Here is a 19,481-nt window from a genome sequence, read left to right as displayed (position 1 = left end):
TTCTAAGTTTTTTACTCCGAGTTAATGGTACATGAAAGCCCTAGTAACACTTTCTGAGTTCTCTATACCCCCAGGCAAAGCGTACTATTGTTCGTAGTCTAAATTTTTATTATACATGGAGGATAATGTAAATGGAATATATATTATATAATGGAAGACCATCGGAAGTAACTGACCGATTAGAAAAAGAGATAAGGGCATATGACTTGTTAGATGAGCTTGGAATAAGTTATCAGAGGGTAGATCATGAGGCACTTGCTACTATGGAGGCCTGCCAGGAGGTGGACAGGCTCTTAGAGGTGAATATGTGCAAGAACTTATTTTTGTGCAATGAACAGAGGACTAAATTCTATCTGCTGCTTATGCCAGGTGATAAGAAGTTTAAGACAAAGGATCTGTCAAAGCAGATTGGCAGTGCAAGGTTGTCTTTTGGCTCTTATGAGGATATGGAGAAGTATCTGGATATTACTCCAGGTTCGGTTAGCGTTATGGGAGTAATGAATGATAGAGATAAGCAGGTACAATTGCTCCTTGATGAAGAAATTATGAAGGAAGAGTATTTGGCATGCCACCCGTGCATAAATACTTCCAGTATCAAAATGAAAATGGAGGATGTACTGGAAAAGTTTTTACCGGCTGTAGGACATGAACCTATTGTTGTAAATTTATAGAGATATAGCACTAAAGAATCCCCAAAGCACTGTAAGAGTATTTTGGGGATTTTGATATCTATAAAGCTTGTCTTGCTAATCGAATTTGTACAGGCAAAAGAAGTTGTACAGGCAAAAGAAGTTGCAAATAAATAGTTCATAATAACTGCAAAAACTGGAGTATATGTGAAAAGCTATTTTCTACATTAGCGAAGAAACTCAAATAAGAAAAAGGAAGCAATATTCTATAGCTACAGAAATTTTAGAAAAGTAAATCATGATTGAAAATAAAATATTTCAATAAAAATAAAATAAAACACTAATAAAAATAAAATAAAACACTAATAAAAATAAAATAAAACACCAATAAAAGTAAAATAAAACATCAATGAGAGTAACAATAAAGCATCAATAAAAATAACAAAAAAGCATCAATAAAAATCTCAATAAAACATCGAAGAAAATATAACGAGCTCTCCTTTAAAATTTCTTGACATTGAAAGTATAATTGTATACAATAAAACATGTATAAAAATGCAACGGTATTCAGTTAGATAGGCTACATATTTATTATTATAGATTTTTACTAATTTGATTTACGTTACATAGGAAATAAAAAGCTCCATTGCATTTTTGGCAATATCAATTATATGTTATGTTTTATAAGAAAAGGAGACGATGATATGGAAGAAAGCAGAAAAGTAATATTAAATCCTCAGAACAATTTGCTTCAATTGGAAGAACATTTATATCCTTTGGTGGATGTAACTCGGCCAAACACCTTTAGAAACTTATTTCCTTATGATGAGATTCCTAAAATCGCATTCAATGATAGAATAGTACCACATCATTTTCCAGAAGAAATATGGATTACAGATACCACTTTTCGTGATGGACAGCAATCCAGAGCTCCTTATACAACGGAACAAATCGTTACTATATTTGATTATCTTCATCGTTTAGGCGGTCCCCAAGGTATCATTAGGCAAAGCGAATTTTTCTTATATAGTAAAAAAGATAGAGATGCAGTTTATAAATGTATGGAGAGAGGCTATGAGTTCCCAGAAGTTACTTCTTGGATTCGTGCCAGCAAAAAAGACTTTGAATTAGTCAAAGAAATCGGTATGAAGGAAACAGGAATTCTAGTAAGCTGTTCCGATTATCATATATTTTACAAAATGAAAATGACCCGCAGGGAAGTAATGAACCATTATTTAAGTGTCGTTCGTGAATGTTTAGAGACAGGAATAGCTCCAAGATGCCATTTGGAGGACATTACCCGTTCGGATATTCATGGATTTGTTATTCCATTTTGTCTGGAATTAATGAAACTAAGTGAAGAATATAAAATTCCGGTTAAGATTCGTGCTTGTGATACCATGGGTTACGGAGTAAATTTCCCGGGAGCTGTTATTCCTCGTTCGGTTCAGGGTATTATTTACGGACTTACTACACATGCCGGCGTTCCATCTGAGATGTTAGAATGGCATGGGCATAATGATTTTTATAAAGCAGTTTCCAACTCCACAACTGCCTGGCTATATGGCGCATGCGGCATTAATACTTCTTTATTTGGTATTGGTGAGAGAACTGGTAATACTCCATTGGAGGCCATGGTGTTCGAATATGCACAATTAAGGGGTTCCTTAGACGGTATGGATACAACTGTAATTACAGAGTTAGCAGAGTATTTTACAAAAGAAATCGGATATCGTATACCCCCCAGAACACCTTTTGTAGGTAAAAACTTTAATGTAACTAGAGCAGGTATTCATGCAGATGGATTATTAAAGAATGAAGAAATCTATAATATATTTGATACCGGAAAATTCTTAAACAGACCAGCCTTAGTATCGGTATCCAATACCTCCGGTCTGGCAGGTATTGCACACTGGATTAATAGTTATTTTAAATTAAAGGGTGAAGATGCAGTAGATAAAGCAAGTCCGGTTGTGGTTAAGGTAAAAGAATGGGTAGACAGAGAGTATGACGAAGGACGTGTGACGGTAATTACAGACGAGGAACTAATTAAGGTAATCGATGAGATAAAAAGTGAGATGAATATTACAGAAGATAAATTCCAGTAAAGTAATAAGAAAACCTCAATTTGCTGGCTTAAATCAGAAGGTATTTTCTAGTTTTAACTTGCAAAGATATGTATAAATTGATATGATTATATACGTGTAAAAGCGTAAAGTTGCATTATTCAATAATAATTGTAAATAAAAAAGAAACGGATGTGCAAATATGAAGTGAAGTATCTTCTCGTTTCATTGTTTTTGATTCGTTTTGGAGTATCATGTTTAATGGTTGAAAGAAAATATGCATAGAAAGGTTGCCACGAAGCCATTCTTTCAGCCTATGTATATGTGGCAATGTTACATCTGATAAAGATTTGACATGCAATGGGTGTAAAAATGTATTCAGCACAAATTGAAGCAGCAAAAGAGAAGTTTGGAAAGCTGCTAGAGGAACAATTAAATAGAGTGGATGAAATGAAAGCTCAAGGTGATTTTATTAACTATAAAGCACTTGATAAAATCATTATTGGTGTTTGTGGCGGCGATGGTATCGGACCGGCAATCACTTCTCAAGCTCAAAGAGTATTAGAATATTTATTAGAAGATGAAGTAAAACAAGGTAAAGTGGAATTCAGGGTTATTGATGGACTTACCATCGAGAGAAGGGCTGCCGAAAAGACTGCTATACCTGCAGAAGTATTAGAAGAATTAAAGGAATGCCATGTTATCCTAAAAGGGCCTACAACCACTCCTAGAAAAGGAGATCCATGGCCAAACGTAGAAAGTGCCAATGTTGCCATGAGAAAAGAATTGGACTTATTTGCTAATGTGAGACCGGTTCGCATTCCGGAACAAGGTATTGACTGGACTTTCTATCGTGAGAACACAGAAGGTGCTTATGCTGTAGGAAGCAAAGGTGTTCATGTAACGGAAGACTTAGGCGTAGATTTTACGGTTGTTACCTCACAGGGAACGGAAAGAATTATCAGAGCAGCTTTTGAATATGCAAAGGCCAATGGAAAGACCAGAGTAACGGCTGTTACGAAAGCAAATATTATAAAGACTACAGACGGTAAATTCTTAGACATATTTAAAGAAATTGCCAAAGAATATCCTGATATAACTGCTGATGACTGGTATATCGATATTATGACTGCAAAATTAGTAGATGAAAAGAGAAGAAAAGACTTCCAGGTACTTGTACTTCCTAACCTTTACGGCGACATATTGACAGATGAAGCTGCAGAATTCCAGGGAGGAGTAGGGACAGCAGGAAGTGCTAATATCGGTAAACGTTATGCTATGTTTGAAGCTATTCATGGTTCTGCACCCCGTATGGTTGAAGAAGGCAGAGATATTTATGCAGATCCATGCAGCGTAATCAGAGCTGGAGCCATGCTGCTTTCCCATATCGGACATACAGAGGAAGCTGATAAATTATATAAAGCCCTTGATATTTGTACTGTTACAGAGAAGAAAATGGTCATGACCGGAAGAGATACTGGAGCAACCAGTGAAGAATTTGCCAATTATATAATGGATACGACCAGAAGTTTATAGGAGGAGCATGTAGTGAGTGACTATGACTATGATGTTCAGAAAGAAGTAACTGATAAATATTCTCTTCGAGGAAGAGTATTTAATAAAATTCGTGAGGACATTTTGTCAGGAAAGTACAATCAGAACGAAGAACTAAAAGAAAATACCATTGCAACGGAATTAGGTGTCAGCCGAACTCCCGTAAGAGAAGCCTTGAGGCAGCTGGAGTTGGAAGGTTTGGTTAACATCATTCCCAACAAAGGCGCTTATGTAACTGGAATATCCGAAAAGGATATACACGATATTTATATCATCCGTTCTTATCTGGAAGGTTTATGTGCCAGATGGGCTTGTGAGCATATTACCCAAGCACAGATTGATGCATTAGAGGAGATTATCTATCTTTCAGAATTCCATACAAAAAAAGAGAACCATCGACAAGTACTGGAACTGGATAATAAGTTTCACGAAACCATTTATGAAGCCTCTAATAGTAAAATATTAGATCATGTACTAACAGACTTTCATCATTATGTACAACGTCTTCGTAAAATAACCTTAGCTTCTGATGACAGGGCTATGAATTCCAATAAAGAACATACTGCAATACTGGAAGCCATCAAAAAAAGAGATGGCGAAGAGGCCGAACGACTGGCCCATGAACATATTATGAATACCATAAAGAATATTACTCAAAAGGGACTAAATTTAGAGTAAATAAATCGAATTAAACAATTATAAGTTATTTCAACCATTTTGGGGGAATTGGATATTACTTACAACAGATGTTTTGCTACTTTATAACTCCAATCTAATCTTATAGAAGAATGGTGGAAGTATTTGGATGAAGAGATGTTAATTGATAGAAGCACTCTAGGAAGAGTGGATTAAGGACGGAAGAGCTTTGATATCCTATTGTTCAAGGCTCTTCTGTTATATTTTTATTAAGACGAGGAGACAAAAGATGAAATCTATCAAAATTAAAATGTTAGTAAGTATTTTACCTATTGTATTGGTAATATTTGTATCAGTTACTGGATTTATTACATTCAGTTCCTATAATAAACAAGAAAAAGATTCGATAAACTATGTAATGGCAGAAACGGAAAGATATGTAAATGTAGTTCAAAATGAAGTGGATAATGCCTTAACAACAGTTACAACACTATCAAAAGTATTTGAAGGAATGAAACAAAGTGGAGATACAGATAGGGATGTAATGAATGAAGTTATAAAAAGTACAATAGAGGATAATTCAAATTTAGTAGGTGCATGGACGGTTTGGGAACCGAATGCTCTAGATGGAAAAGATAGTGAATATATAAATGCAGAGGCTCATGATAATACAGGACGATTTATACCATACTGGAATCGAGGAAATGGTTCATTATCTCTTGAAGCTTGTGGCAGTACATATGATAATTTAGATGACACTGGGTTATGGTATCAGACTTCTAAGAATTCAAAGGAACCCGCAGTATTAGAACCAGTTACCTATAAGCTGCAGGGAGAAGATGTTATATTGGTTTCTATTACATCTCCTATTATTTATAGTAATAAAGTAGTTGGTGTAGTAGGAGTTGATATTTCACTAAATAGACTGCAAGAGGTTGTGTCTAATGTAACTTTTTATGATAGCGGATATGCTCAGGTGATTACGGGAAAGGGTCTGATTGTAGGACATAAGGATAAGGAATTACTTGGGAAAAATATATTTGAACTATTAAATGACGAAGAGCTTCAGCAAGCTATAGAAAAGGGAGAAAAAGCGAATATCGAGAGAATATCCGAGGGACAAGAAGAGCAATCTGTGGTTATTCCAATAAATATTGGAGAGACAGGGGCTAAATGGTCATATATTTCAGTTATTCCACGTCGTGAAATATTTAGAGAGTTAAACGAAACTATAATTACAGTTCTGATTGCCAGTGTTATAGGTGTAGTAATTTTAATTGGATTCATTTCATTAATAACAGGAACTATAACAAAACCAATTGTGCATGTATCTAAAATCATTGACAGACTATCACACTTTGATTTAACTTATGATAAGAATGATAATGCAGTAAAATATTCAAACAGGAAAGATGAAATAGGACTTATTTCCAGATCCCTGGAAAGCATGCAGAATAATTTCATAGTTTTGATTAAAAATATTGCCGAAACATCCCATCAAGTAGCCTCTTCTTCTGAGGAGCTGACTGCTATTACTCAACAATCTGCCACAGCGGCTGAAGAAGTAGCAAGAACAATTGATGAGATAGCAAGAGCAGTTGGAGAGCAGGCAAAGGATACAGAAATTGGAGCAGTAGAAATCAATATATTAGGAGTCGAAATAGAAAAAAATCAAAAAGATTTAATTAGTCTAAACAATGCTGCTGATGAAGTTAATAAGCTAAAAGATGAGGGCATTGAGATTATAGAAGAACTTGTTGAAAATACTAAATCTAGCAATGATTCTGTTACTGAAGTATATGGAATAATTGTAAATACCAATGAAAGTGCAGAAAAAATAAAAAATGCCAGCCAAATGATAAGAAACATAGCTGGACAAACGAATTTATTGGCTCTTAATGCGGCTATAGAAGCAGCAAGAGCTGGAGAAGCAGGAAAGGGATTTGCAGTTGTTGCAGAAGAAATAAGAAAACTGGCAGAAGAATCTAATAATTTTACAGAAGATATAACAGTAGTAATTGGAGAGTTAACAAATAAAACTGAATATGCAGTTAATACAATGCAGGAAGTTAGTAATATTTTAAAAGATCAAACTGAAAGTGTAGAAACAACCAATAGCAAGTTCCAAGGAATAGCTTCTGCTATTGATAATGTAAAGGCAGCAATAGAATCTATAGCCCAATCCGGAAAAGATATGGAAGGTAAGAAAGAGGGAATTGTAGAAATAATACATAATTTATCCGCTGCATCAGAGGAGAATGCGGCTGCAACAGAAGAAACCTCAGCAACTATGGAAGAACAAACTGCTTCTATAGAAGAAATATCTAGTGCTAATGAAGCATTAGCAAAATTAGCAGAAGAAATGCAAGAAAGCATCTCTAAGTTTAAATATTAAAGTTACAACAGAAATCATACAAATAGACACCAAAAATGGTAACTGCATCAAGTGGTGATGGGTTCCTTTGGAATCTGACTAGACGCCGTCCCGGGTCATGGTTCTAACTAATCTGAAATAATTCCAACTAGATGCAGGTCTATTTGTATGCTATGATTTTAAAAATATTTGGGGCGAAATATCCTTTTGGTGTAAATCCGTGAACAGTTGCCTGAAGCCCTATCGAATTCCAATGTAGACATGAATGGTTGCATTCTCAACGTCACTAACTTCCTGATATTCCTCAAAGTCGCAGATATATGTCCTGTCCAGATTCATTATCCATAACTCCTGCCAAAAGGCCGCAATTATCTGATGTAAATTACCTTGTAATATAAATTTGGCATATTTACCTGCGGGAATTGTTTTTTTAACGGTATTAGGAGGAAGTTTATCTGACTTGCTTACTGCACATGCAACGGTTATGTCATATTCTCCGTTGGCATCACTTTCATAATCAGAATATACACCCAGCCCTTTATTATTTATTTTATCATGAATAGAATCATAGATTCCATCCTGATAAAAATGATTCCATAAGGAACCGATTACGGTTACCATATCGGGAGCGGAGTTTTTAGTACGTGCGGATAAACCCACCACCATTTGTTCATCTAAGTTTATTACTTCATATTTCATAATTGATTACCTCTTTTCTTATTTTGTACATAAATCATAACAGGTATAAACTGACACCTGTTTGTCAAGTTACAAATACTTTTTAATGGCTTTTTGTAATTCTTCCTTACATCTGTTTCTGTACTGCTTCGGTTCAAGAATCTCTAATGCGGGGCCAAAACCTAATAAGTAGTTATAAACCCATTGTTTATCAGGAAGTAATACTTCAATTATAAAGTATTCCCCGCAATTTTTAATAATACCAGTTCTAAATTCATCATAAACTCGAAAGGCCAGAGAAGTATCAATTTTTAAAATTACTTTGCACTCTTCTTCCAGATTATCAGTATTTGATATTTTTAATGATGGAGCAGGAGTATTATTCTGAAAATGATTATCTTTTGATACGGACAAATTATCTATTCTACTTAATTTAAAGAATCTAAAATCTTTTCTCAATCTGCAAAAACCATATAGGTACCAACCGTGACCTTTATAAATCAGTTTGTGAGGTTCTACAATGCGATCTGTTTTCGAGCCGTTATTACCATAATAGGTAAAAGAAAGGGCGTCAGAATGTAGTATTCCATCTCTTACAAGTTCAAAAAACTTCTTTTCCTCATCACTTTGTTCCCAACCGGAAAAATCGATTTCAATCCAGCTTGCGGTATCTTTTTTAAATACGTTACGGAGCTTGTTAATGGAATTATTAACGTTAATATGGCCGGTTGCCTGTACACTTTGAAGAGCCAGAAGAACTTGTTTTTGTTCCTCATCGGACAAAAGGGTCCTATCCATGGTGTAACCTTCCATAATAGAAATTCCGCCGCCTTTACCCTGATTGGTGTAGACGGGAACACCGTTAACAGATAAGACTTCTATATCCCTGTAGATTGTGCGAACAGACACGCCGAATTCTTCTGCCAATTCGGCTGCAGTTACAGTTTTTTTATTGATAAGAATATTGGTAATAGCAAACAACCGGTCAATTTTCATTGGTATAACTCCTTTTATTATAAGTTTATAGCCGGGAAAGATTGGCTATAGACATTTAGCCTTGTAAGATCGAATAAGCCCATCAGATTAATTATATAAATCAAACGATATATCTAAATTGTAGCTTAATCTATATACATAAGCAAGAAGGTAGTAGAAAAATAGGGGGCAATTTTAATGAAGTCACTGTTTTTGTATATTATTACATGTTATAATATTACCTAAAAGAGATGAAAACAGGCAGATTGTAATCAGAAAACTTTCCATTCAACCTGACTGTATTAAATTCATGAAAAACATACAAAATACAAGTGCTTTTATGTAGACTAAAATTCCGGTAAAGGAGGTAGCATATGGGATTTGCAGCAGGTGGCTTTTTAATAGTAATAGGACTTATTATGTTATTAAAACCAAAAGTAATCTGGAAAATATCAGATTCCTGGAAGTCCAAGAACGGTGGGGAACCTAAAGAATTCTATCTAAAATTAATTGTTATGGTGGGAATTCTTATGATGTTAGGCGGAATATTGGCCATTCTTGAAAACTTAGTTTAATAAATTTGTATCGTAAAAAAGCAATAACTATATTTGAAAGTTTTAAATTTAATATAGGAGGTGATTTGCGATTTGATAAATAAACAATCTTTAATACCATTTTTACTTGAAGCTAAAAAGCCTACCTATGCAGGTAAAGGAGCTGAAGGTATATGAATGCTATTTCCATGGAGGAGCTGTTGTATAATATTTGGTTTGATTAAAGAGACTGATCAACCAGTTAGATGTATCATGCTAATGGCAGACAACCTTAATTAGTCTAAAAAATTGAGAAATTTTAGACTAATTCCGGAAGAGTGGAGATTTTTCTATGAATAAATTTTCAGATATAAAATCATTGGTTGGCTTAGATGAAAAAACAACCTTAAAAACTTGGACTATTATGGAAACCTTAGTGGGTATTACAGGCTTTGGGGTAGCTCTTATTATTTCTTTCTTTGCAAAATAGCAGATACAGTATCCTTAGACATGTAACTTTATTTTAACTTTTGAAATACATATTATACCAATTACAGTGTTTTAAACGTCGAGATTTTGATGGCTTGTTATAAAAGAGGATTTTTACAAAAAAGTTGTATGAACTATGGAGTGAAAATCTCCTTTTTATTCAAACAAAAAGGCATGCCGCAAACTTAATTCTTTTTTGCAGCATGCTCTTTTTAGTAAACAAATTATAATAATTAATTGAGCTAGATAGCAGTCAATTATAACTATGTAAATATACCTATTGAATAAAAAACATTACTTAATAGCACCTTCCACCATACCTTTAATAATATATTTTTGTGCGAATAAGAAGAGTATCACGACTGGCAGCATAGCAAGTAAAGTTGAAGTAAGGATTAAATCCCATTGCTTTACGTAAGAACCTACAAAACTGGTAACTGCTAGTGGAAGAGTTTTTATTTTACCGTTTAACCCCAGCATTAAAGAGGGCAGGAGGAAGTCATTCCATATCCAGATACCATTTAAAATCAATACCGTCATTTGCACTGGTTTTAGAAGAGGTAAAATAATTCTAAAAAACACGCCTTCCGGTGAGGAACCATCGATTAGGGCGGCCTCTTCCAACTCATAAGGAATATTCTTTATAAAACCGTGTAAGATGAAGATGGTCATAGAGGAACCAAATCCAATATAGGCAAATATAATTCCGGTGTAGCTGGATAAAAAGGATATTCCGCTAAAATTTGAAATCTGGCGAAACCAGGAAAGCAGTGGAAGCATAACTACCTGAAACGGTATAACCATAGCTGCAACAAATATCATAAATATAATAGTTGACCATTTTTTATGATTTCGAACCAATACCCAGGCTGCCATAGAGGAACATAAGACAATGGCAGTTAAGGATAGAGCGGTTATAAGAGTGGAATCCAAAAAAGATTTCCAATAATTCATGTTTGGATTATGAATTACTGCTTGAATATGCTTCCATAATAGTGACCAATCCATAGGAAAACTAATAGGATCACGAATAATATCCCCATTCATTTTGGAGGAGTTAACTACAACAATGAAAAAGGGTGCTAAAAAGAGTAGGAATAACAATATGGAAATCAACTCAAGGATAATACCCTGTATTCTTTTTACAGTCATTACATCTCAACCTCCTTCTTTTTGCTGACATAAACCTGAATTAAGGAAACTATGGCGAGGAGAACAAAGAAAACAACTGCTTTTGCCTGAGCCACTGCCATATCATTACGGGTAAATGCGGTTTTATAAATATTAAGTGCAAGAAGTTCCGTTGAGTGTATGGCTTTGCCCATAAATAATTTACTGGGTCCACCATTGGTAATTGCATAATTTAAATCAAACTGTTTAAAAGAGTTTACCAAAGTTAAGAAAATACATATGGTAAAGGAATTGGCGATTAATGGTGCAATAATCTTTGTAATACGTTTAAAACCATGAGCGCCATCCATTTTAGCAGCTTCAATAACAGAAACCGGTACCCCTTGAATGGCAGTAACATATATCATCATAATATATCCGGCGTATTGCCAGGTGCTGACTATAATAATTGCCAATATGGCCCTATCCGGTAAGGCCAATAGGGATTGTGATAGTGATTTTATATTCATGACAGCAGCAATATCTGTGATAACGTAATTAAAAATAAACTGCCATATGTACCCAAGAACAATACCACCGATTAAGTTAGGAATAAAGAATCCAGCGCGGTATATGTTACGTCCTCTAACCTTAGAGGTTACTAATAAAGATAGACCAAAGGCAATGATATTTACTAAAAGCATATTAAGAATGGTAAATATTAAAGTGGCCATAAAGGAATGTATATACTCAGGAGACTTAAAAAAGTCCTTGTAATTTTCAAAACCAATAAAATTATTTAACTTTATGCCATTCCAATCGGTGAAAGAATAGAACACACCTAATATAAAGGGAATAATAACGGTCATAGTAAATGCAAGAACAGCAGGTAGTAAGAACAAAATATTAATTATAGTTCTGTGCTTCTTAGTTGGATAGAAATACATTCCTAATATTATAAACAGGATGCCGGTAATTAGCAGAACACCTCGAATGGAAGCCAGCCATGCCAGGAATCCGGAGGTCAGAGTTCTATATTGTAAGCTAATCCATAATGAAAATATGGACACAAGAATACCAATAGCAGCCAGTACAATTGACAAGGTTTTTTTCGCCATATAGTTCATAGTCTCATTCCTCTCCGTTTAAAGGGGAAGCTGTTGCAAAATAGACCTTGTAACAGCTCTATATCATAAGCAACAGCTTCACGAATTAAACATAGTTCTATTTTGCAGCTATTCCTGCAACAGCATCGGTTACCAGTTGAACGAATTCATCTGTGTTAATGGAACCTTGTGCAAGTAATTCAAAGATAGGTCCTAAAGTATCCTGACCGAAACCATCGGGCATCTTAAATTGCTCCCAGTCAAATGTTTTACCAGCAGATACCCAGGATTGGATATTAGCAGATAAAGGAGTACTAGGTTTCATAGTATCAGAAGAGTATGGAGAAATTAAAGACATCTTATTAATTCTGGCATCCCTTCCTTCATCAGATAAGGCAAATGCTTTTAAGAAATCTTTCGCCCCTTCCACATTACCATCTTTATAAACTGCCCACCAGGAAGGAGCACCCACTTGAACACCATCGGTTACTTCCTTGCTAAAAGCATGAGGTGCAAAGCCCATTTCAAATCCGGGTTCTGCCGGAAGATTTGGATCAATCCAGTTACCTTGGTGAACAAATACTGCCTTTTGATCAATAAAGGCCTGAACCTGTTGGTCATAGTTTCCAGTTACTAATATGTTCTGATCAGAATAATCAAATAATAATTTTACATATTCTGCGTATTGTTTTAATCTGTCTGCGTCCACTTCACCAGCCAGTAATTTATCAATAATAGTGGTATCACCATTCTTAAGTCCGGTAGATAAATATACACCGAAGTTATGGCTGCCGGATACCCAGGTTAAACCGCCACTGGCACTTACTCCCATAGAAACTACAGAATCAATACCTAGTTCTTCTTTCATGCTTTCTAATTTTTCAAAAGCTGCTTTATAGGCGTCAATAGTTGTTAAAGTGGCTGGATCAATATCGGCTTTATCTAATAAATTCTTGTTATAAGCTAAACCATAACCTTCTACCGCATATGGGAAACCATATACTTTGCCCTCATCACCAATATAAGCAGAAGCAGTTTCTTTTACCCATGGTTCTTCGGTTAAATCTGCCATATAATCTTTCCAAACTGCATAATGGCCGGGACCTTCAAATACAAAGATATCCGGCATATTATCAGCCTGAAGATATCCCTTTAAAGCACCCTGAACATCGGCTCCGCCTCCAATGGATTCAACTTCCACATGAACCCCTGTTTGCTGCTCGTATAGTTTTGCATATTCTTTTAATTGTTCATCAATTTCTACTTTTAGCTGAAATACTCGAATACTTTGTCCGTCAGAAGTTTGATTCTTCGTTTCTGTTTTTTCTTTTTCTTTTGAATCCGTTTTTTCAGTACCTTCCGTGTTTACAGTATCTTTTTGGGAGTCAGGCTTGGAGCATGCCGCAAATACGGATCCTACCAGTACAATCATGAGTAAGAGAGTAACCATCTTTCTTAATTTCATAAAATATCCTCCTTTAATAATATTATTCGAGCAAAAACTTTTGAGTAAATACAAAATAGTCAATATTTTGTCTAAATAATTAGTAAAATAAACGACTAAATTGTTACTTATGCGCAAAAGCTTTCTAGCTACAGAATATCACAATCGTACAAAATATTCAAGTATTATTCCGTATAATTGTGAAATTTTACATTTGCTATTTATTTCAAATGATATATTAATTTAAGAATTTACTATTTTTACGGTATCACGAATGATTAATTGTGCCGTTAGCTGAATATTGGTTTCCTTAATTTCCATTTGATCGATTAATTTAATAAGCTGCTCAACAGCCAGATAGCCCTTTTGGCTGGGATTCTGCTTCATAGTGGTTAATGCAGGCCTTACGGACTGGCCGATTAGGTTATCGTCAAAACCAACAATGGATATATCATCCGGAAGTTTAACTCCGCGGTCCATAAAATAATTCATGATTTTTGCAGCATAATAGTCGGACACACAGAACATGGCACTAAATTCCCGGTATCTTTTATAGACATTTTCTATACTTGTTTCAAACTCTTTTTGATTTGGCTTAAGGAAGAGTAAGTTCTGCTCAGAAACAGGTATGCCTGCTTCCTGTAAAGCTTCTTTATGGCCTTCATAACGGGCTTGGTAAACACTTACCATACAATCGGTAATAAAAGCGATGTTTTTATGACCACATTGTATTAAGTACCGGGTCATATCATAACCGCCTTCTTTATCCTTTAAACCTACATTTACATAGTTGAAACCATCCTCATTAAAATAACAGTCTACAAAAACCATAGGTTTTGTAATGGACTTTTTCATTAAGTGACATTCATCCGGCCAGAATCCTACAGCAATTAATCCATCCACATTCCAGGTTGAAACAAATCGAAGTATATCGTCTATATCTTCGGACAGATAAATCATAGTATAGTATTCATGCTTACGTACCTGAGTTTCAATAGCACCTAATATTTCACCGGCGAAAGGATCTTGTACAAAGTTGTTATCTGTACTTTTATTATATTTAAATACTACCCCAACAATTCTAGAATATTTTTTTGCTAAATTTCTGGCATTCATATTAGGGACATAATGATATTTTTCTAAAAGCTCATTGACCTTTTCCACAGTATCTTTTGAAACTTCCGTTGTCTTTCCATGAATGACATTGGAAACTGTGGTGGGACTTACACCAATGATATCCGCCATTTCTTTTATTGTTATCATGAAAATCTTCTCCTTTATAATTCGTAGTTTTTATTATAGCATAGAGATGATTGGTTGACACTAATATGGAGCCGGAATTCTATATTTTTTGTGCTATTTCTTGTGATAAACAATAGCTTCATAAGGCCTAATTATGCTGCCGTTTGTTCTATTCCCATAATTATTTATAATCACCTGAGCCTTTTCGTATCCCGTTGGAAGGGTATAGGATATTTCTGTTTCTGTAAAATTACATATAATAAGTAATGAAGTATTTCCAAGAGTTCTTGTATAAACATATAAGCTTTCATGTTCCTCTTCTAAGAGAGCATAAGTACCGTATACAAGAACCTCCATCTCTTTGCGAAGGCGAATCAATTCTTTATAATGGAAATATACAGAATTACTGTCTTTGATCTGGCTATTTGCATTAATATAAGTGTAATTGGGATTGACTTTAATCCATGGTGTTCCATTGGTAAAACCGGCATTTTCACTGTCATTCCACTGCATTGGAGTTCTGGCATTATCCCGGCCTTTCAGGTTGAAATACCGTATCATTTCTTCCGGTGCAGCTAACTTGTTTTCTACAAATTCATTATATGCATTGAGAATCTCCAAATCACGGAAATCTTCCATGGACTTAAATTCTATATTAGTCATACCCAGTTCCTGTCCCTGATAGATATATGGAGTTCCTTTCATCATAAGCAGACAGGTGGCTAACATCTTGGAGGATAAATCCCGGTACTCTAGGGAATCATTTCCCAGTCGGGATACAATTCTTGGCTGATCGTGATTCTCCCAGTAAAGACTGTTCCAGGCGCATCCCTCTAATTCATACTGCCACTTGGATAGTATTTCCTTTAAAGGAATAAAAGGAATCTTTTTATCAGACCATTTACCATATTCGCCAAAATCCAGTGTCATATGCTCAAATTGAAATACCATGTTTAACTCTTGTATATCAAAGCCAGCGTATTGTTTGGCATCTTCCGGAGTTACATGTGTAGTTTCTCCCACGGTAATTAAATCATACTTTGACAATATCTTTTCGTTCATTTCCTGTAAGAATTCATGAACACGGGGACCATTTGCAATATAGGATATCTTATCACCATAAAGCTGGCCTTTTTCTTTCTGCCCATCAGGATAACTTTGCACCTTAGAAATGAAATTAATGACATCCATACGAAAGCCATCTATACCTTTCCGGCACCACCAATCGATGATACGGTACAATTCTTCCCGAACCTTATTATTTTCCCAGTTTAAATCCGGCTGCTTTTTAGAGAATATATGCAGGTAATACATATCCGTTTCTTCCGAGTACTCCCATGCGGAACCGCTAAACCAGGAACCCCAGTTGTTGGGCTCTTTGCCCTCTTTTGGATTTTTCCATATATAATAATCACGATATGGATTATCCAAGGATTTTTTGCTTTCCACAAACCAAGGATGCTCATCGGAAGTGTGATTAAATACCAGATCCATTACGATTTTAAGATTTTTCTTATGTGCTTCAGAGAGTAACCGATCAAAATCCTCCATAGTACCGAATTCTTTCATAATGGCTTTGTAATTACTTATATCATAACCATTATCGTCATTAGGAGATTCATAGATAGGAGAGATCCAGATCACATCCACACCTAAATCTTTCAGGTAGTCTAACTTACTTGTAATACCATTTAAGTCTCCAATACCATCTCCATTACTGTCCATAAAACTTCTTGGATAGATTTGATAAACAACACTTTCTTTCCACCATTTTCTTGCTTCCATGCCTGCCTCCTTTGAATAATAATTATATATTTTTGTTAAAATGATACCACAAAATACAAAAATACTCAATAACTTTTGCGCATAAGTTATAAAATTATATAGGTATCATATAGGTGCAAGGCAATATAAAAAGAACCAGGTGCTAGTATAGGGAGTGGGGGTATCTTGCCTCCAACGGTTTCTAATTTTTTCTAAAAAGTTACTTGATAATATTTCCTATTATGGTATTATATATTTAGGGTTAGTCTTAAGCATTATCCCTCACATCATTAGGAAACTCTGTTGCTTATGCTCAAGAAGACAAGTCTTTATTAAAACCAGATAAGATTAATATTACATACATTAAAGGTGAACCTGGTAAAATAAAATTATTCACAAAAAGGAAAATTAAATGAAAAGGTTATGTAGTAAAAGTATGATTCCAGCTGTAGTTTCCATAATAGTTTGTTTATTTAGTCAAATTATAATACAACAAAAATCAATTACGGAAATTGATTGGGTTTTATACGTAATTATGCTTGTAGTCGCAGCAATCACAAGTTATGTAATTGAAAAATTTAAAAATAAATAATTATAATATTCAAAGAGCATTGAACATTTGTAATAATATTGCGCTCTTTAAATGTATTAAAGTTTACAATACCTCCTTTCAAATGCGGTTCATATCCCGTAATAAAGTGGAGGTATTCTTTTTGCACTCAAACGCAGAAATCCAACACATATGGCAGTAGCTGAATACCGTGAGCAGAAGGTAAAAGAGGCGAATGTGTTTGCATAGTGTTATCACCAAACTCATTATTAGAAAAAACACGAATAGAAGTAAAAAGTGAATTATAATCCAAGAAATGGATATTAAACTACATTTACATGAATTTTACATTAGCCAAACAATTTCATAATGCAGTATTGCTATCTTGAAGTTAGTATAGAGAAGAAAACCAGGAGGCACATATGAAGAAAAAGAGTGGGAAAAGTAAAATTTTTGTAATTTCAAAATTAAATTGGAGAGGGGCATATGATTCCCTTAAAAACAAATTCATAAATTTATCCATAGGAAAACGAATGAATCTTGCATTCATTTATGTGGGAGTTATATCAGCGATTATTATTCTGGTGGCATTAATAAACATGAAAAGCATTGAAGCCAAAATCAATGATTTTTATACAGGGCCTTATGCCATAGAAGAGAACGTATTAAAAGCCCAGGTTTCCATGGTTAAAATTGAAAATAGCATAAATAAAGCTAATATGACAAAGTTGGAGGACTTGTGTAAAAAGTACATAGAAGAATCAGAAAAAGATTATGGGGTATTGGAACAAAGCGTGCTAAACTTAAGAAAAGCCATGACTGCCTTAGATACCAATTTAGAAAATATAACAAAATTAGAAGGGGAAATGAAAAAAGGAGAACGTTACAGAAAAGAAATTATAGAAAGTGCCAATGCTTTTGACCAAAAGAAAATAAATAGTGTGTATAAGAATGACTATGCCCCAATCTTTAGTCATATTCTGATGATTTTAGATGAAGTAGAGCAAAGCTCTATCCTTTATGGACATGATTATCTGAAAGCTACAAATATTAGTGTAATAATCAGTATTATAATATTTATCAGTATCTTTGCCTTTGGAGCGGTTAGCTGCATCTGTTTCTTAAATATTACGAAAAAAAGCATTATAAATCCAATGAAAGACATTCAATCAGCTATGATTGACATTTCAAAAGGAAATCTTCAAGTACAAATTCCCTATATATCAAAGGATGAAATCGGAATACTGTGTGATGCGGTAAGAGAGACCGGCAGGAAGCTGAAAGCCTATATCAGCAATATAACAGAAGTAATCAAACAGTTAGAAGAAAAAGATATGACTACAAGGGTGGATTTTGATTACGAAGGTGATTTCAGACCAATCAAGAATTCTCTTGATAACATAGCAGAATCCTTTCAAAATATGCTCCTAATATTTAATGAAACAGCCGGACAGATTACCTCAGGAGCTGAAAAAATTGCTGAAACTTCAAGTTCAGTAGCGGAAGGCGGAACGGAACAGGCAAAAGAAGTTGGTAATTTGGTAATACAAATTGATACCATTGCAGACAAAGTGAATACCAATGCCAAACACGCAGAAAATCTGAATCAATTATCACAACATACCGTTTCGGTAGCAAAACAGGGAAATGAGCAGATGATTACTTTAGTTCATGGAATGGAAGCCATTGAAATGCATTCTGGAAAAATTAATAAAGTAATTAATCTCATTCAAAATATTGCGGCACAAACAAACCTTTTAGCCCTGAATGCCTCCATTGAAGCTGCCAGAGCAGGAGAAGCGGGAAGGGGATTTGCAGTGGTGGCAGGTGAAGTAGGAAAGCTTGCAGAAGAAAGTGCCAATGCTGCAAAAACTACAGCAGAGCTCATAGGAAATTCTATGACTGTAATTAAAGAAGGAGTTCAATCAGCCGATGAAGCAGCAAAACATTTTGAAGAAATCGTAGCAAAATCCATGAGAACCAATGAAGTAATCGAAGATATGTCTAAGTATTCTAAAGAACAGGCCCAGCAATTAAATGAAACACTGGCATATTTACAGCATATTTCAGCTATAATAGAAACCAATTCTGCGGCATCGGAGGAAAGCTCGGCTATGAGTGAGGAGTTTATAAGTCAGTCAGATAGACTTGAGGAAATGATACAGCAATACAAATTGGTATAATTTTAGAGGCAGTTAAACGGGATCAGGACTAGCTATTGTATAATTTTGGTGGAGCAGATGCTGGCAATGCAGGGACATTCATGCTTTAAAGGTATCTTCAATATTGTAAGTGTTCCATTTGCTAAGTTGTATAGTTATGTAATATATT

The 19,481-nt window shown here is 34.8% G+C and carries 14 protein-coding genes and 1 pseudogene; 8 read left to right on the top strand and 7 right to left on the bottom strand.

Features of this window, described 5'->3' with window-relative positions; genetic code table 11:
- Positions 1 to 131 precede the first annotated feature (131 nt).
- The 5 genes from RT261_RS16390 to RT261_RS16370 all read left to right on the top strand — a co-directional run bounded on the left by RT261_RS16390 (position 132) and on the right by RT261_RS16370 (position 7,280).
- Positions 132 to 671 (top strand): prolyl-tRNA synthetase associated domain-containing protein, encoded by a 540-nt coding sequence (locus RT261_RS16390; protein ID WP_313134107.1) that lies wholly within the window; start codon positions 132 to 134, stop codon positions 669 to 671.
- A 662-nt stretch (positions 672 to 1,333) separates the two neighbouring features.
- Positions 1,334 to 2,737 (top strand): 2-isopropylmalate synthase, encoded by a 1,404-nt coding sequence (locus tag RT261_RS16385; RefSeq protein WP_313134106.1) that lies wholly within the window; start codon positions 1,334 to 1,336, stop codon positions 2,735 to 2,737.
- 318 nt (positions 2,738 to 3,055) lie between these two features.
- Positions 3,056 to 4,231, top strand: coding sequence for an isocitrate/isopropylmalate dehydrogenase family protein (locus RT261_RS16380; protein ID WP_313134104.1), 1,176 nt, complete (start codon positions 3,056 to 3,058; stop codon positions 4,229 to 4,231).
- Positions 4,232 to 4,243: 12 nt separating this feature from the next.
- Positions 4,244 to 4,927 carry a GntR family transcriptional regulator gene (locus RT261_RS16375; protein WP_313134103.1) on the top strand — a complete coding sequence of 228 codons (684 nt, stop codon included), beginning with the start codon at positions 4,244 to 4,246 and terminating at the stop codon, positions 4,925 to 4,927.
- Positions 4,928 to 5,174: 247 nt separating this feature from the next.
- Positions 5,175 to 7,280, top strand: coding sequence for a methyl-accepting chemotaxis protein (locus tag RT261_RS16370; protein ID WP_313134102.1), 2,106 nt, complete (start codon positions 5,175 to 5,177; stop codon positions 7,278 to 7,280).
- Positions 7,281 to 7,499: 219 nt separating this feature from the next.
- Here RT261_RS16370 and RT261_RS16365 read toward each other — a convergent pair whose 3' ends face one another.
- Positions 7,500 to 7,958 carry a GyrI-like domain-containing protein gene (locus RT261_RS16365; protein WP_313134100.1) on the bottom strand — a complete coding sequence of 153 codons (459 nt, stop codon included), beginning with the start codon at positions 7,956 to 7,958 and terminating at the stop codon, positions 7,500 to 7,502.
- Positions 7,959 to 8,027: 69 nt separating this feature from the next.
- A complete protein-coding gene (locus RT261_RS16360; RefSeq protein WP_313134099.1) occupies positions 8,028 to 8,933 on the bottom strand; it encodes a helix-turn-helix transcriptional regulator in 906 nt (301 codons plus the stop codon).
- Between the two features lie 353 nt (positions 8,934 to 9,286).
- Between RT261_RS16360 and RT261_RS16355 the strand changes: the two genes are divergently transcribed.
- Positions 9,287 to 9,487: a DUF6199 family natural product biosynthesis protein gene (locus RT261_RS16355; RefSeq protein WP_313134098.1), complete on the top strand. Its 201-nt coding sequence runs from the start codon at positions 9,287 to 9,289 to the stop codon at positions 9,485 to 9,487.
- Positions 9,488 to 9,812: 325 nt separating this feature from the next.
- Positions 9,813 to 9,935 (top strand): annotated as a pseudogene (locus RT261_RS16350) (GntT/GntP/DsdX family permease); the annotation flags it as partial.
- A gap of 293 nt (positions 9,936 to 10,228) precedes the next feature.
- On the opposite strand, the gene RT261_RS16345 reads toward RT261_RS16350, so the two are convergent.
- From RT261_RS16345 to RT261_RS16325, 5 genes are all read right to left on the bottom strand, one after another.
- Positions 10,229 to 11,086 carry a carbohydrate ABC transporter permease gene (locus tag RT261_RS16345; RefSeq protein ID WP_313134096.1) on the bottom strand — a complete coding sequence of 286 codons (858 nt, stop codon included), beginning with the start codon at positions 11,084 to 11,086 and terminating at the stop codon, positions 10,229 to 10,231.
- Positions 11,086 to 12,171 (bottom strand): carbohydrate ABC transporter permease, encoded by a 1,086-nt coding sequence (locus tag RT261_RS16340; protein WP_313134095.1) that lies wholly within the window; start codon positions 12,169 to 12,171, stop codon positions 11,086 to 11,088. The genes RT261_RS16345 and RT261_RS16340 overlap by 1 nt, the downstream gene beginning before the upstream one ends.
- 97 nt (positions 12,172 to 12,268) lie before the next feature.
- Positions 12,269 to 13,615: an ABC transporter substrate-binding protein gene (locus RT261_RS16335; protein ID WP_313134094.1), complete on the bottom strand. Its 1,347-nt coding sequence runs from the start codon at positions 13,613 to 13,615 to the stop codon at positions 12,269 to 12,271.
- Between the two features lie 222 nt (positions 13,616 to 13,837).
- On the bottom strand, positions 13,838 to 14,857 hold the full coding sequence (locus RT261_RS16330) for a LacI family DNA-binding transcriptional regulator (protein ID WP_313134092.1): 1,020 nt from the start codon (positions 14,855 to 14,857) through the stop codon (positions 13,838 to 13,840).
- Between the two features lie 93 nt (positions 14,858 to 14,950).
- Positions 14,951 to 16,621 (bottom strand): glycoside hydrolase family 13 protein, encoded by a 1,671-nt coding sequence (locus RT261_RS16325; RefSeq protein WP_313134091.1) that lies wholly within the window; start codon positions 16,619 to 16,621, stop codon positions 14,951 to 14,953.
- Between the two features lie 951 nt (positions 16,622 to 17,572).
- On the opposite strand from RT261_RS16325, the gene RT261_RS16320 reads away from it, so the two are divergent.
- Positions 17,573 to 19,333, top strand: a complete 1,761-nt coding sequence (locus tag RT261_RS16320; RefSeq protein WP_313134090.1) for a HAMP domain-containing methyl-accepting chemotaxis protein — start codon at positions 17,573 to 17,575, stop codon at positions 19,331 to 19,333.
- Positions 19,334 to 19,481: the final 148 nt, after the last annotated feature.

Source organism: Anaerocolumna sp. (assembly GCF_032079385.1).
Taxonomy (GTDB): Bacteria; Bacillota; Clostridia; order Lachnospirales; family Lachnospiraceae; genus Anaerocolumna.
The sequence above is the reverse complement of the archived record's forward strand: the minus strand, read 5'-3'. Positions and strand labels throughout refer to the sequence as shown.

Excerpts from the sequence above, each read along its gene's own strand:
- RT261_RS16390 (WP_313134107.1), top strand. The coding sequence starts at position 132 with ATGGAATATATATTATATAATGGAAGACCATCGGAAGTAACTGACCGA.
- RT261_RS16385 (WP_313134106.1), top strand. The coding sequence starts at position 1,334 with ATGGAAGAAAGCAGAAAAGTAATATTAAATCCTCAGAACAATTTGCTT.
- RT261_RS16380 (WP_313134104.1), top strand. The coding sequence starts at position 3,056 with ATGGGTGTAAAAATGTATTCAGCACAAATTGAAGCAGCAAAAGAGAAG.
- RT261_RS16370 (WP_313134102.1), top strand. The coding sequence starts at position 5,175 with ATGAAATCTATCAAAATTAAAATGTTAGTAAGTATTTTACCTATTGTA.
- RT261_RS16365 (WP_313134100.1), bottom strand. The coding sequence starts at position 7,958 with ATGAAATATGAAGTAATAAACTTAGATGAACAAATGGTGGTGGGTTTA.
- RT261_RS16360 (WP_313134099.1), bottom strand. The coding sequence starts at position 8,933 with ATGAAAATTGACCGGTTGTTTGCTATTACCAATATTCTTATCAATAAA.
- RT261_RS16355 (WP_313134098.1), top strand. The coding sequence starts at position 9,287 with ATGGGATTTGCAGCAGGTGGCTTTTTAATAGTAATAGGACTTATTATG.
- RT261_RS16345 (WP_313134096.1), bottom strand. The coding sequence starts at position 11,086 with ATGACTGTAAAAAGAATACAGGGTATTATCCTTGAGTTGATTTCCATA.
- RT261_RS16340 (WP_313134095.1), bottom strand. The coding sequence starts at position 12,171 with ATGAACTATATGGCGAAAAAAACCTTGTCAATTGTACTGGCTGCTATT.
- RT261_RS16335 (WP_313134094.1), bottom strand. The coding sequence starts at position 13,615 with ATGAAATTAAGAAAGATGGTTACTCTCTTACTCATGATTGTACTGGTA.
- RT261_RS16330 (WP_313134092.1), bottom strand. The coding sequence starts at position 14,857 with ATGATAACAATAAAAGAAATGGCGGATATCATTGGTGTAAGTCCCACC.
- RT261_RS16325 (WP_313134091.1), bottom strand. The coding sequence starts at position 16,621 with ATGGAAGCAAGAAAATGGTGGAAAGAAAGTGTTGTTTATCAAATCTAT.
- RT261_RS16320 (WP_313134090.1), top strand. The coding sequence starts at position 17,573 with ATGAAGAAAAAGAGTGGGAAAAGTAAAATTTTTGTAATTTCAAAATTA.